Annotated in this window: 12 protein-coding genes; 8 read left to right on the top strand and 4 right to left on the bottom strand. The window is 42.9% G+C overall.

Annotation, left to right across the window (positions count from 1 at the left end):
* Positions 1 to 85: 85 nt before the first annotated feature.
* From F7D73_RS01005 to dapF, 3 genes are all read right to left on the bottom strand, one after another.
* Positions 86 to 2,275 (bottom strand): glutamine synthetase III family protein, encoded by a 2,190-nt coding sequence (locus F7D73_RS01005; RefSeq protein ID WP_006849499.1) that lies wholly within the window; start codon positions 2,273 to 2,275, stop codon positions 86 to 88.
* A gap of 180 nt (positions 2,276 to 2,455) precedes the next feature.
* A complete protein-coding gene (locus F7D73_RS01000) occupies positions 2,456 to 3,688 on the bottom strand; it encodes an LL-diaminopimelate aminotransferase (protein ID WP_153121884.1) in 1,233 nt (410 codons plus the stop codon).
* 64 nt (positions 3,689 to 3,752) lie between these two features.
* Complete coding sequence (gene dapF / locus F7D73_RS00995) at positions 3,753 to 4,592, bottom strand: diaminopimelate epimerase (RefSeq protein ID WP_153121883.1); 840 nt, start codon at positions 4,590 to 4,592, stop codon at positions 3,753 to 3,755.
* A 455-nt stretch (positions 4,593 to 5,047) separates the two neighbouring features.
* Between dapF and F7D73_RS00990 the strand changes: the two genes are divergently transcribed.
* The 3 genes from F7D73_RS00990 to F7D73_RS00980 all read left to right on the top strand — a co-directional run bounded on the left by F7D73_RS00990 (position 5,048) and on the right by F7D73_RS00980 (position 8,185).
* On the top strand, positions 5,048 to 5,404 hold the full coding sequence (locus F7D73_RS00990; RefSeq protein ID WP_006849503.1) for a P-II family nitrogen regulator: 357 nt from the start codon (positions 5,048 to 5,050) through the stop codon (positions 5,402 to 5,404).
* A gap of 104 nt (positions 5,405 to 5,508) precedes the next feature.
* Entirely contained in the window at positions 5,509 to 6,777 is a 1,269-nt protein-coding gene (locus F7D73_RS00985; protein ID WP_153121882.1) for an ammonium transporter, read from the top strand.
* Between the two features lie 124 nt (positions 6,778 to 6,901).
* Positions 6,902 to 8,185: a glycoside hydrolase 5 family protein gene (locus F7D73_RS00980; protein WP_153121881.1), complete on the top strand. Its 1,284-nt coding sequence runs from the start codon at positions 6,902 to 6,904 to the stop codon at positions 8,183 to 8,185.
* Positions 8,186 to 8,245: 60 nt separating this feature from the next.
* Here the strand turns inward: F7D73_RS00980 and F7D73_RS00975 are convergent, their stop codons facing one another.
* A complete protein-coding gene (locus F7D73_RS00975; RefSeq protein ID WP_153121880.1) occupies positions 8,246 to 8,449 on the bottom strand; it encodes a hypothetical protein in 204 nt (67 codons plus the stop codon).
* Positions 8,450 to 8,538: 89 nt separating this feature from the next.
* Between F7D73_RS00975 and F7D73_RS00970 the strand changes: the two genes are divergently transcribed.
* The 5 genes from F7D73_RS00970 to cas8c are packed head-to-tail and all read left to right on the top strand — an operon-like array spanning position 8,539 to position 14,713.
* Positions 8,539 to 9,558, top strand: a complete 1,020-nt coding sequence (locus F7D73_RS00970; RefSeq protein WP_153121879.1) for a helix-turn-helix domain-containing protein — start codon at positions 8,539 to 8,541, stop codon at positions 9,556 to 9,558.
* Positions 9,559 to 9,566: 8 nt separating this feature from the next.
* Entirely contained in the window at positions 9,567 to 11,750 is a 2,184-nt protein-coding gene (cas3, locus tag F7D73_RS00965) for a CRISPR-associated helicase Cas3' (RefSeq protein ID WP_153121878.1), read from the top strand.
* Between the two features lie 11 nt (positions 11,751 to 11,761).
* A complete protein-coding gene (locus tag F7D73_RS00960) occupies positions 11,762 to 12,634 on the top strand; it encodes a BRO-N domain-containing protein (protein ID WP_153121877.1) in 873 nt (290 codons plus the stop codon).
* Between the two features lie 4 nt (positions 12,635 to 12,638).
* Entirely contained in the window at positions 12,639 to 13,364 is a 726-nt protein-coding gene (gene cas5c / locus F7D73_RS00955) for a type I-C CRISPR-associated protein Cas5c (RefSeq protein ID WP_153121876.1), read from the top strand.
* Positions 13,361 to 14,713, top strand: coding sequence for a type I-C CRISPR-associated protein Cas8c/Csd1 (gene cas8c, locus F7D73_RS00950; RefSeq protein WP_153121875.1), 1,353 nt, complete (start codon positions 13,361 to 13,363; stop codon positions 14,711 to 14,713). The genes cas5c and cas8c overlap by 4 nt, the downstream gene beginning before the upstream one ends.
* Positions 14,714 to 14,750 lie beyond the last annotated feature (37 nt).

Below are 14,750 nucleotides of genomic sequence, written 5' to 3'. Positions count from 1 at the left end.
ATGAAGAGTAGCTCTTTTAGAGCTTTTGCGTTTTCTTTTTCTTAAACGAAAACTATAACTTATAATTAAACCAGAAAATTGCTTATTATCTGATGAAGAGAAGTTCACGATACTTAGGCAAGGTCCAGAGCTCATCGGCTACTGTCAACTCCAACTTATCAATCTGATAACGGATTTCCTCCATCTTTGGAGCTACTGTGTCATGATAAGCAATAGCCTTATCGTGCTCGTTCTCAATTTTGTTGGCTACCTTGCGGGCATTTACCAATTCCTCAACACCGGTCTCGATGATCTGAGTGCGCTCGGCAATCTTCTTGATGATATTGATGTTGCGGGCAGTCAATTTCTTGCCTTCCTCGTCACCGAAGATGTCAATCATGTTCTCCACATTCTTAGCCAACTGACTCTGATAGTGAGTAGCCACAGGGATGATGTGGTTCATGCTCAAGTCACCCATTACACGAGCCTCAATCTGAATCTTCTTGGTGTAGGTCTCCCATTTCACCTCGTTACGGGCTTCCAACTCGTTCTTCTTCATGACACCCATATCCTCGAACATCTTGATAGAGGCAGGGTCGAGATAACGCTCGAAAATCTTTGGACAACTCTTCTCGCAGTCCAGACCACGCTTGGCAGCTTCCTCTACCCACTCATCTGAGTAACCATTACCATCGAAACGGATTGGCTTGCAGGTCTTCAAATCCTGACGAACGATATCGATGATGGCAGATGTCTTATCCTCACCCTTGGCAATCAACTCATCCACACGCTTCTTGAAGTCGGTCAAAGCCTCAGCTACAGCTGTGTTCAATACGATCATCGCTGATGCACAGTTAGCCTCAGAACCTACGGCACGGAACTCGAAACGGTTACCGGTGAAGGCGAATGGAGAAGTACGGTTACGGTCGGTGTTATCAATCATCAACTCTGGAATCTCTGGGATATCCAACTTCATGCCCTGCTTGCCAGCCACGGTGAAGAGATCCTTCTTGTCGGCTTTCTCAATGTGCTCGAGAAGGTCGGTCAACTGCTTGCCGAGGAATGAAGAGATGATTGCTGGAGGTGCCTCGTTGGCGCCCAGACGATGCGCATTGGTTGCGCTCATGATAGAAGCCTTGAGCAAGCCATTGTGCTTGTATACACCCATCAAAGTCTCTGTGATGAAGACTACGAAACGGAGGTTATCCTCTGGTGTCTTGCCAGGACCATGGAGCAGGATGCCGGTATCAGTAGCCAGACTCCAGTTGTTGTGCTTACCTGAACCATTGATGCCTGCGAATGGCTTCTCATGGAGAAGTACGCGGAAACCGTGATGGCGAGCCACCTTCTTCATCAAGCTCATCAGGAGCATGTTGTGGTCAACGGCAAGGTTGGTCTCCTCGAAGATAGGTGCCAACTCAAACTGGTTTGGTGCTACCTCGTTGTGACGGGTCTTGCAAGGAATACCGAGCTCAAGAGCCTGGATTTCCAAATCCTTCATGAATGCCTGAACACGCTCAGGGATGGCACCGAAGTAGTGGTCGTCCATCTGCTGGTTCTTGGCAGAATCATGACCCATCAGGGTGCGACCTGTCAGCATCAGGTCAGGACGTGCAGCATACAAGCTTTCATCTACCAGGAAGTACTCCTGCTCCCAACCGAGATTGGAAATAACTTTCTTGACATCAGGGTTGAAGTAGTGGCAAACCTCTGTAGCTGCTACGTTTACAGCGTGCAATGAACGGAGCAATGGAGCTTTATAGTCGAGAGCCTCACCTGTATAAGAGATGAAGACTGTAGGGATACAGAGTGTATCGTCGATGATGAATACAGGCGATGTTGGATCCCATGCAGAATAACCGCGTGCCTCGAAGGTAGAGCGGATACCGCCAGATGGGAAAGAAGAAGCATCAGGCTCCTGCTGAACGAGCAACTTACCTGAAAATTCCTCGATCATACCACCCTTGCCATCATGCTCGATGAAGGCATCGTGCTTCTCGGCAGTACCTTCTGTCAATGGCTGGAACCAGTGAGTGTAGTGGGTTACGCCATTCTCGTCAGCCCACTGCTTGATGCCTTTGGCGACGGCGTTGGCGATGTTACGGTCGAGACGAGCTCCGTTGTCGATGACATCTACCAGTTTCTCATAGACATCTGCAGGGAGATACTTGTACATCTTCTGTCGGTTGAATACCTTCTTTCCGAAGAATTCACTTGGTCGCTCGCTAGGAGCGGTTACCTCAACAGGCTTTCTCTTGGAAGCCTCTGAAACAGCTTCAAATCTTAAGTTGCTCATACCTTATATTATTTTTAGTGAAGAGTGAAGAACGAAGAGTGATGAATTCATTTGCCTCTCTCTTGTTCTTTTCTTCGTTTTACATATTGTTCTTATCTTTATGTTTTATGTGAGTCACGAGAGATTCAAGCAAGAAAGCTATAGAATTCTTCACTCTTCACTCTTCGTTTTTCACTTAATCTATTTTCCCAGCCATTTGGCAATTCTCTCCATGGCTTCCTTGCAGTCCTCATGCTCGCCGAAGGCGGTGAGTCGGATGTAGCCTTCGCCTGATGGACCGAAGCCGACACCAGGGGTGCAGACTACGCTGGCACCATAAAGCATCTCTTCGAAGAATTTCCAGCTAGGTGTATTGTTTGGCGTCTTCACCCAGAGATAAGGTGCATTCTCACCGCCATATACTCTCAAGCCGAGTTTCTGGAGTTCTGCTCTCATGAAGTGGGCATTCTCCATATAGTAATTGATGGTTGCCTTCACCTGTTCCTTGCCCTCAGGGGTGTAGATGGCTTCGGCAGCACGCTGGCTGATATAGCTGGTACCATTGAACTTGGTGCACTGGCGGCGGTCCCAGATAGGGTTCAATGCCACTTCCTCGCCGGCCAGTGTCTTTGCCTTCAGTTCCTTTGGAACGATGGTGTAACCACAACGCACACCGGTGAAACCGGCAGTCTTCGAATAGCTGTGGAATTCTATTGCCACCTTTCTGGCTCCACGGATTTCGTAGATAGAATGAGGAATTTCCGGGTCGGTGATATATGCCTCGTAGGCTGCATCATAGAGGATGATGCTCTCGTTCTTGATAGCGTAGTTTACCCATTTTCTGAGTTCCTCCTTCGAGATGACCGTACCCGTAGGGTTGTTTGGATAGCAGAGGTAAATCATATCCACACGGTGGTCAGGAATCTGAGGGATGAAGTCATCGCTCTCATCGCAAGGCATGTAGGTTACGTTACTCCACTTGCCATTCTCAAAGATTCCCGCTCTACCTATCATCACGTTAGAATCTATATAAACCGGATAAATCGGGTCGGTAACGCCGATGTTGTTATCCCATCTCAAAATCTCCTGGATATTTCCCGTATCGCTCTTGGCTCCATCGTTTACGAAGACCTCGTTGGCATCGAGATGAATGCCACGGGGCAGGAAGTCGTTCTTGATGATAGCCTCGCGGAGGAAGTCGTAGCCTCGCTCCGGACCGTAGCCTCGGAAGGAAGCCTGCACAGCCATCTCGTCTACAGCCTTGTGCATTGCCTTGATGACGGCAGGGCAGAGAGGCTGGGTTACATCACCGATGCCCAGACTGATTACACGCTGCTTTGGATGTGCAATCTTGTAGGCTGTTACCTTCTTTGCGATGTCGGCGAACAGGTAATTGCTTGCCAACTTCAGGAAATGTTCATTAACTAATGCCATATTTCGTTTCTCCTTTTATTGCGGTCTTTTTATCGACCTTATTATTATTTAAGTTTGCTCTTATTTATAATTCAATTTCTCCTTCGAATGAGAAGGCTGCAGGTCCCGTCATGTAGACATGATCGTCAGCCTCACTGTGTTCTATCTGGAGAGTTCCGCCATCCATCACGATACTGCTTTTTCTGCCAGTACGCTTGGTCAGGGCTGCGGCTACGGCAGTAGCACAGGCTCCTGTTCCGCAAGCCATTGTTATTCCGCTTCCCCTTTCCCAAACTCTAGTTCTTATGACGTCTGTATCTGTCACTTGTGCGAATTCGATGTTGCAGCGCTGAGGAAAAGCCTTGTCTCTTTCCAGAATCTTACCGTAATGGGCGATGTCGATGGTGTCGATGTCCTCCACAAAGGTTACAAAATGTGGATTTCCCATACATACGTAAGTTCCTTCAAATGTCCTTCCGTCAGCTTCCAGCGTTGAAGGACCGATGAATTGCTCAGGATTTTCCAATATCGGTTTCAGCATGTCCACAGTCACCGATTCCACGGTTTTCGTGTTTTTCTGAATGTGCAATCTCAATATCTTGACACCCGAAAGGGTTTCCAGTCGGATGGTGTCTTTTCTCGTCAATCCCTTTTCGTAGAGATATTTTCCGATGCATCGGCTTGCATTGCCGCACATCATCGCTTCTGAACCATCGGCATTGAAGATACGCATGGAGTAGTCGGCTCGTCTGGCGTCATGCGGTTTACCGATGAGAACCAGTCCATCGCTTCCTATGCCCGTGTGATAAGCACTCCAGGCAATGGCTGCCTTCTCTGGGTCAGGGATGTTATACTGTTCGGTGTCTACATAAATGTAGTCATTACCCGCTCCCTGCATCTTGGTGAAATGAACTGTTTCTTTCATATTGCGTTGTCCTTTAAGTTTGAATTTCTTCTTTTATCTCTCACGTCTTGTCTCTTGTTGAGATTTGACTTTTTGCTAATCAATCGATACTTTCGATGACTATTTGTTTGATTTCGGTTGCAAAGGTACGACTATATGTTGAAATATGCAAGAAAAAGCATACATTAAATAGTGGATATTTTTTGCTCTCTTACAATTTGTAATGCAATAACCGTTTGCAGATTACAATATGTAAGAAGAAAACAGTTTGGTTGGATAAATTTAAAATTTCGGGAGAAAAATAGAAACGAAATGTATTGAATTTCTTTAAAATACTAACAAAATGTATTAATTTTGCAGCCGAAAACGAACATTGTGTTAAGAAATAGATGAAAAGTAATAACAACCAATGAAAATCAGTTTTCAGTAGAGACAATCAATAAAGGTATTAACACATTATTAATTATTAAAGGATTATGAAGAAGATTGAGGCAATTATCCGTAAGTCTAGATTCGAAGATGTCAAGAAGGCGCTTTTAGCAGCCGACATTGAGTGGTTCTCTTATTATAATGTAAGAGGAGAGGGAAAAATGCGCCAGGCTCGCATTTACCGTGGTGTGATGTACGATACCAGCAGCATCGAGCGTGTGCTCCTGAACATCGTGGTTCGGGACAAGAATGTGGAACCAACCATCGCAGCCATCCAGGGTGCAGCACAGACCGGTGAAGTTGGAGATGGTCGAATCTTCGTGATTCCTGTATTGGATACCGTTCGAATCAGAACCGGCGAGCGAGGCGACATTGCTCTCTATAATGCAGAGAAAGAGGAATAAAGATACTTTGAACTTTGAGGTTTGAACATTGAACTTTATGATTGGTATTGAAGTTTATATTTGAGAGACTATATTGTATTCTAATTTAACTATAAGATATAAATATGAGCAGTTTATTATTGACAACACTCGATACGGGTAACACAGCGTGGATGATCATGGCAACCATCTTGGTGCTCTTGATGTCAATCCCAGGTATTGCACTTTTTTACGGCGGTTTGGTGCGCCAGAAGAATATCCTCAGCATCCTGATGCAGACGGTATTCATCGTGGCAGTAGTCAGTTTGATATGGGTAGCCTTCGGATATTCCTGGGCTTTCTCTACAGAATATGCGGATAGCGGCAACCCTTTGGCTTGCATCATCGGAGGTTTCGATAAGTGCTTCCTCCACGGCATCGGTTTGGATGCCATCATGCCAACGGGCATTCCTGAGCTCACTTTCTTGATGTTCCAATGCATGTTTGCCCTCATTACTCCAGCCTTGATTCTCGGTGCATTCGCCGAGCGTGTCAAGTTCAGCGGTTATGTACTTTTCACCATTCTCTGGGTTATCATCGCCTATCTTCCAATGGCCCACTGGGTATGGGGCGGCGGTTTCCTGCAGGAGATGGGAGCCATCGACTTTGCGGGTGGTACCGTGGTACATATCAATGCCGGTGTAGCCGCTTTGGTCATGGCGCTTTGTGTAGGCAAGCGTGATGATTATCGTGCTGGTCATCCTATCACTCCTCACAACATCACCTTCGTGTTCATGGGAATGTCGTTCCTCTGGTTGGGATGGTTCGGATTCAATGCCGGTAGCGGTTTGGCTGCTGATGGTCTGGCTGCCAATGCCTTCCTCGTAACCCATATCGCAACAGCTGCAGCAGCCACCACCTGGATGCTCATCGACTGGATTGTGAACAAGAAGCCAACTACGGTAGGTGCTTGTACCGGTGCTGTAGCCGGTTTGGTTGCCATCACTCCGGCAGCAGGTAGTACGGATATCTTAGGTGCCTTCTGCATCGGTATCATTTCCACCATCGTCTGCTTCTTCATGGTAGCGGTAGTAAAGGAGAAGTTCAAGTATGATGATGCCCTCGATGCTTTCGGCGTGCATGGTATGGGCGGTATCCTGGGTTCTATCCTCACCGGTGTCTTTGCCACAAGATATGTAACTGGTGCCGAAGGCGTTGAAGGTGCTCTCTATGGCGACTGGCATCAGCTTTGGGTTCAGGTGGTAGCCACCGTGGTGAGCATCATCTATAGCATCGTAGTTACCTTCATCATCTTCAAGGTAGTTGATAAGACAGTAGGTGTACGTGTTGACAAGAGAGTAGAGGAGGAAGGTCTCGATATCTACGAGCATGGTGAGAGTGCTTATAGCAACTAAAAGACATTTATAAGGATTTGTATGTAGAATGGGCAAGAAAGTATCATATTTTCTTGCCCATATTTATTATCTTTGCACCCGATATTTACATAAACTTCAAACTTAATCATAAACAGAATCATAGATGAAGAAATTATTTGTTTTATTGGCGATGGCATTGGCTACATGCAATCTCTTTGCAAAGTCAGACTTCGTACAGGTAAAGGACGGACATTTCGTTCGTGATGGTAAACCTTATTATTATGTAGGCACCAACTTCTGGTATGGCGCTATCCTGGGCTCAGAGGGACAGGGCGGCAACCGGGAACGACTCTGCCGTGAACTTGACAAGATGAAGGAGATGGGCATCGACAACCTGCGCATCCTGGTGGGTTCCGATGGCAAGCGTGGAGTGAAGACCAAGGTGGAACCTACCTTGCAGGAAGCACCGGGCGTTTATAATGATACCATACTTGCCGGTCTCGATTATCTCCTGATGGAGATGGGCAAACGCAAGATGGTGGCTGTGCTCTATCTCAACAATTCCTGGGAATGGAGCGGCGGTTACGGCTATTATCTGGAGCAGGCAGGTTTGGGCAAGGCGCCACGTCCTGATGAGGATGGCTATTCGGCATTCATGAATTTCGTGGCTCAGTATGCTTCCTGTGATAAGGCTCACCAACTCTTCTATGATTACGTGCGTTTCATTCTTACTAGAACCAATAGATATACAAAGAAAAAATATAAGGACGATCCAGCCATCATGTCATGGCAGATAGGCAATGAGCCTCGTGCCTTCAGCAAGGAGCAGTTGCCTGCATTCGAGAAATGGCTGGGCGAGACAAGCCGTCTGATCCGTTCGCTCGACAAGAATCATCTCATCTCCATCGGAAGTGAAGGCAAGTGGGGTTGTGAAAACGAGTTGGATTGCTGGGAACGCATTTGTGCCGACCGGAATGTAGATTATTGCAATATCCATTTGTGGCCTTACAACTGGAGTTGGGCAAGAAAAGACCATTTGCTGGAAGATTTGGGCGTATCCTGCAAGAACACCAAGGAGTATATCGATGAGCATCTTGCTGTTTGCGGTCGCATCCGTAAGCCGTTGGTGATGGAAGAGTTCGGTTATCCTCGTGACGGTTTCTCCTTCTCTCCTTCTTCTACTACAGAAGGTCGTGATGGTTATTATAAGTATGTCTTCAGTCTTGTTGGCGACAATGCCGCCTCTGGTGGTTATTTTGCCGGTTGCAACTTCTGGGGCTGGGGTGGTTTTGCCCAGCCGAAGCACGAGCAGTGGCAGGTAGGAGATGATTATACCGGCGATCCAGCCCAGGAAGCCCAAGGTCTCAATTCCGTCTTCTCTACAGATAAATCAACGCTTGATGTAATTAAGACACAGGTTGATAGAATGAAGAAGATAGGAAAGTAGTTTTTGTTTCGTCTGCAGCCGCCTTAAGCCTTGAAGGGATAAATTCGTTTGCAGTCCGCCTTACGCCCTGAACCAACGGTCACCGGCGCGAAGCGGAAAGGTAAAGGGCAGAAGCTCATAGCCCAGGGCAATCGCCCTGGGTTTTTTGTTTGTAATACCCCTGCGCCCTGTAAGGGAAAAAACTTTAAAACCACGTCTTTTTCTTAATATAATAATGTGTAATTCCATTTTCTCCTTAAATCTTCTAGTTCTTCCTGTATCCAAGTGCTTTTTAATGTTAAAACTTTATATTGCTTGGTGACAATGTTAGGTGTTCTTATTATATTTGTCAACAAATTAAAGAACTAACAATTATGACTAATGACTCATTTTCAATAAGATTGCGGGAAGCGCGCCTGATGATGGGGCTCAGCATGGATAAACTCGTAGAGCGGACCAACGGAGCCATCACCAAGCAGAGCATCTCCCGTTATGAGAAAGGCATCATGCGCCCTAAGCGTGATGCCCTGCAAGCCATAGCCAAAGCCCTCAATATCAGCGAGGCATATTTCGAAGGAACCAATCTTAAGATAGATGTTCCGATGCTCCGCACCACCTCCAATGGCAAGTTGTCCGAAGACGAGTTGCAAGCACTTGAAGCAAAGCTCTCTTTTTGGGCAGAGCAGTATCTTGCCAAGGAGCGTTTGATATATTGTCAGTCTAGCTCTCATGAAGAGAAATACTTTAAAAACATCCTTTTTAAGAATCCTATCAAAGGAACTAAGGTTTCCACCCTAGAGGATGCAATACATGCTGCCGACCTTTTGAGAAAACGATGGCATAGTGGTGATGGACCGATTTCCGGCGTTCTTCGATTATTAGAGCGAAAAGGCATTAAGATTTTATCAACAGAATTGCCTGATAACGTATGGGGTATGAGTACATGGGCAGATAAGAGGCATCCCCTGATTATTCTCGATATGCGTCCGGAGAAAACAACAATAGAACGTCTCCGTTTTACGGCAGCGCATGAGTTAGCTCATCTGCTTCTTACCTTTCCTGCAAGTGCAGAGTTAGACGTAGAGAAGCGCTGTAATAAGTTTGCTGGCTTTTTCCTCTTTACCAAGCAGGCTTTAATCGAGGAAATGGGAAGTGAAAAGCGAGATGAGCTTATGCTTGAAGAAATGATAGACCTCAGGGAAGTATATGGCATATCGATAGCCGCCCAAGTACATGCAGCCTGGGATATCCGCATGATTTCCCGTGAACACTACGACTGGTGGTTTGATGAAAAAATCAAGAAGAACAGGCTGGAAGTTGGTTGGGGTAAATATGAATTTCCAGAGACAATAGGAAGAGAGAGGAGAATGGAAGCTAGAACAAGAAAATTATAAAAGTAAAAATGAAAATGGCAGAATTAATATCACATATATATCAAGATAATGTAGGTCATTGGATTATACAATCTAATGAGGAACATTCTGTTGGTGTAGCTAAGCTTGCTTCTCGTTTCGCTGGTGAATTTGGTATGAGTGAATGGGGGAAAGTTTTGGGGCAGCTTCATGACAAGGGTAAGGAATCACATGCTTTTCAGCAGCATATTAAAAAAGAGAGTGGATATGAGCCTGATATTAAAGTTTGTGGTAATTATAACCATGCATTTATTGGTGGAGTTTTGGCACGGAGACTTTATGGTAAATCTGCTGATGTTTTCTTCGTTAATCAAATAGTGTCTCATCATACAGGCTTACATGATTATGATGAGATAGAAGGAATTCTTAATCAGGATATTCCAGCAGAAGTTAATATCAATATAGGAAAGGAAAAATTAAATGTACCTGCTTTCAAGATTCAAACTAATGATTTTCATCATTTAGCTCGTATGATGTTTTCATGTCTGGTGGATGCTGACTTTCTTGATACAGAAGCTTTTATGGATAAAGAATCTTCTATGTTAAGAGGTAATAAAGCTACGTTATATGATTTGCTGCCTTTACTCGAAAATAAACTGAAGGATTTGAAAGCTAAAGCTGATAATTCTAATGTAAATACTATAAGAAATCAAGTCCAGCAGCAATGTATTAAAATGGCAGATACTGAAATCGGGTTTTATAGTTTGACGGTACCAACTGGTGGAGGAAAAACTTTGTCTTCTTTGGTATGGGCAATGAAGCATGCTATCAGAAATGGTCAGAAAAGAATTATTATAGCCATTCCATATACAAGTATCATAGTTCAGACAGCATCAGTTCTACGGAGCATCTTTGGAGAAGAGAATGTTTTGGAGCATCATAGCAATGTGGATCCTGAGCAAATCAAAGCTGAAAGACTTCAGGAAAAAATGAAGTTGGCGACGGAAAATTGGGACTATCCGATAATTGTAACGACTAATGTGCAATTATTTGAATCTATGTTTAGCAATAAGCCATCTGTTTGTAGGAAGCTTCACAATATAGTCAACAGTGTAGTGATCTTAGATGAGGTGCAGACACTTCCGATGGATTATCTTCAACCTGTTGTGGATTCATTGAAAACGTACCATAAACTATTCAATGTTTCTTTCTTGTTTACTACGGCAAGTCAGCCCGTGTTAAGTGGACTTATAGAAGGATGTAATCCGAAGGCAGCCTTCAAAGGGATTGACCATATTACAGAAATCATTCCTCGAGAGTTTAATTTGCATGACAAGTTGCGAAGGGTAAAGTTAAGTATCAATAATGAAGGAAGAACTTATGATGAGGTTGCAGAGATGTTGAGCAAGCATAAAAGAGTGCTTTGTATTGTTAATACACGTCGTGATGCGAAAGAACTCTATACACGTTTGCCACAAGAAGGGATTACATTACATCTTTCAAAGATGATGTGTCCGGCACATATTAGCGAGACGTTAGAAAAACTCAAAAATGCTCTAAAGGACGATACGAATGAAGTTATTCGTGTTGTCTCCACGCAATTGATAGAAGCTGGAGTTGATATAGATTTTCCTATTGTATATAGGCAAGAAGCTGGACTTGACTCTGTATTGCAAGCTGCAGGTCGATGTAATCGAGAAGGAAAGAATGGCTTAAGTACTACTTATGTCTTTTCTTTGGCTAAAGAATGTAACAATCTCCCTGCTGAAGTTTTACAAGGAAATAACGCCAGACTAAGTCTTTGTGACAATTTGGATTGGTTTGCACCAAGTACTATGAGGTCTTACTTCATGCAACTATATTGCAGGAGAGACAGTTTTGATGTTAATGATATGGAGAGTGATCTTTATAAGCGAGACGAAATCCTATTTCATAAGGCTGCACTAAAGTTTCAACTTATAAAAGATGTTGGCATAAATGTTGTAGTATGCTGGGAGAACAGTATGGATATTATTCAACAGATACTTATAAAAGGTCCATCATATTCTTTAATGAAGAAATTATCAAAGTATACTATAAGTGCCTACGAGCCAGATTTCAAAGCTTTGTTAGATATGGGTGTCATTAGTGAGAAAAAAGAGGGACTCTTTGTTGTCGATTATAAACAGCAGTATGATGAACATATAGGCTTGTGCATCGATAATAATTGGGCGAACAAATCGATTATTATTTAAATGGAAATGATATGGTAAAGAAAAATTCGATAAAGCTATTTGGGGATGATAAGATTCGTGCCATTTGGGATGATGATCAGGAAAAATGGTACTTTTCTATTGTTGACGTTATTGCGGTTTTGACTGAAAGTCCTAATCCTCAAACCTATTGGAGAGTCTTAAAGAAGCGACTTAAAGATGAGGGAAATGAAACCGTTACAAACTGTAACGCTTTGAAAATGCGTGCAGCTGATGGTAAAATGCGATTAACGGATGTTGCTGATACAGAGCAACTCTTACGTATTATTCAGTCTGTACCATCTCCAAAGGCTGAACCTTTTAAAATGTGGCTTGCTAAAGTTGGAGCAGACAGACTGGATCAAATGCAAGATCCAGAATTAAGTATACAGCAGGCCATGATAGACTACAAACGATTGGGATATTCGGACAATTGGATTAACCAACGTTTGAAAAGTATTGAGATACGCAAGGACTTGACAGACCAATGGAAGCTTCATAATGTTGAGGAAGGGGTACAGTTTGCATCTTTAACAGATATAATCTATCAGGCTTGGGCTGGTAGAACAACAAAAGAATACAAACGATATAAAGGTTTGAAAAAGGAAAATCTGCGTGACAATATGACCAACGAGGAACTTATTCTTAACATGCTTGCAGAACTCTCAACAACGAGCATTACTAAGGCAAAGAATCCTCAGACTTTGGATGAAAATAAGCAATGTGCTAAAGAAGGTGGTAATGTAGCGCGTGTTGCAAAAGAGGAACTCGAATCCAAAACAGGACGTCAAGTAGTTTCTCCACTTTCTGCAAAAAGATTCTTTGAGGCTCAGCAGTCAAAGAAAAGTTTGGAAGATAATAGTAACGATAAGGAAGAAGAAAAATAGTAATATGGAATATACTGATAAAGAATATTGTTTGGAGGTGTGGGGCGATATGGCTTGCTTTACAAGACCCGAATTTAAAGTTGAACGTGTTAGCTATGATGTGATTACCCCATCAGCAGCACGAGCTATATTCGAGGCTATATTTTGGAAGCCTGCCATTCATTGGCAGATAACCAAGATAGAGGTGTTGAAACCTATCAAATGGACTTCTGTGAGACGTAATGAAATAGGATCAACAGCGAGTGTTAGAACCATCAAAGCATTTTATATTGATGAAGTTGATAAAGATAATAAGCTTGTAAATCGTCAACAGAAAAATAGTTTGCTTTTAAAAGATGTTTATTATCGAATTTGGGCAAAGATGGAGTTCCGTTCAGTATCGAAGCGAAAGGCGGAAGGAGATTTGTTTTCTCATGAGCCGGGTAAAGATGAGAATCCGATGAAGTATTATCAGATATTTGAGCGTAGAGCAAGCAAAGGACAATGTTTCAACCAGCCTTATCTTGGTACTCGTGAGTTCTCTGCCTCTTTCCGTCTCGTTAATCCTGATGATGAGGCATTGACTCCACCAATATCTGAAGGGCAAGGTGGTACTAAAGACTTAGGAATCATGCTCTATGATATGGACTTTGCTGATAAGAAGAACATCCAGCCAATGTTCTATCGTCCACAAATGAAAGATGGCGTAATTATTGTTCCACCAATTAACAGTGAGGAGATTTTAAAATGATATTACGAGCATTATATGACTATTATAATAGATGTGAAGGTTTAGCCCAAAAGGGCTTAGAACTAAAAGAGATTGGCTACCTTATCGTGATAGATAAAGATGGTTCTTTTCTTAGAATAGAAAGTAGAATGAAAGATAAAAAGACCGCTCAAGCTTTTATAGTATTACAAACTGTAAAGCGCAGTGGTAAAAAATATATTCCAAATTATCTTTGGGATAATTATGAGTATGTTATAGGAGGTTCTGGTGAAAGTTCTAAGAAAAATAAAACTTTTATTAATATGATTGCTGCATTTAAAGAGCAAGCTGTTAATGATAGTTATTTAGATGCCATAGCTAAATTCTATAAGAATAATGGTGCCATAGAAGAAACTATCAAAAAGGATTTGTTATATGACGAGATGCTTAAGTCCAACAAAAACATATCGTTTTTGCTGCAAGGTGAATTTAAAATTGCAGCAGAAGATAAGACTGTATGGGATTTAGTTTTGAATCGAAATGACGAGGGTATGAATGGAATATGTTTAGTAACTGGACAGAAAAACTCTATATCAAGACTTCATTCCACGATAAAGTTAACAAAAGATACGGGGCCTTTAGTTTCTTTTAAAACGGATCGCGGTTTTGATTCTTATGGAAAAGAACAAGGTTTCAATGCTCCAATTGGTAAAAATGCAGAATTTGCCTATACAACTGCTCTTAATGCTATGCTGCAAAAAGGGTCGCATAACAAATTTGGTGTAGGAGACCGAACTTTCGTATTTTGGGCTTCTTCTAATTCCAAGGTTGCTGAACAGACAGAGGAGAGTCTGTTTGACTTGTTGGGAATAACCGACGAAGAGTTGGACGACCCTAACGCCAAAATAGAGCAAGTGCGTAAAGTCTTTGCTTCTATAGATTCGGGAAGTTTGAAGACTTCTTTGGACGATAGATTCTATATACTTGGACTTGCTCCAAACGCAGCACGAATTGCTGTTGTTTACTGGTCTGAATGCTCTTTAAAAGAATTTGCAGGAATGATTCTACGTCATTTTAAAGATATGGAAGTTATTGATACTCGTCGAGACAAGAAGCCATATATGGGAATTAATAGTATGTTGGCTGCAGTAACACGCCATAGTAATGACGGGAAATGGAGAAATAATATCACTCCAAATCTCACAGAATCAATAGTCAAGAGTATCTTCCAAGGGAAGGCATATCCTTTCACCTTGTTTTCTGCATGTATTTGCAGAATAAGAGCAGAGACTAGCAGCAAAGACAATGTTTGTATAGCTCGTATAGCAATTATGAAGGCATATCTCAATAGAACAAATAGTAATAACAAAAAGCACTGCTGTCCCGTTTAGAAATCATCGGGCCTGAAAAGGCTAGGATATAGCCAAT

This window comes from Segatella copri, from assembly GCF_009494395.1.
Lineage (GTDB): Bacteria > Bacteroidota > Bacteroidia > Bacteroidales > Bacteroidaceae > Prevotella.
This window is presented reverse-complemented; position numbering and strand designations above follow the sequence as displayed.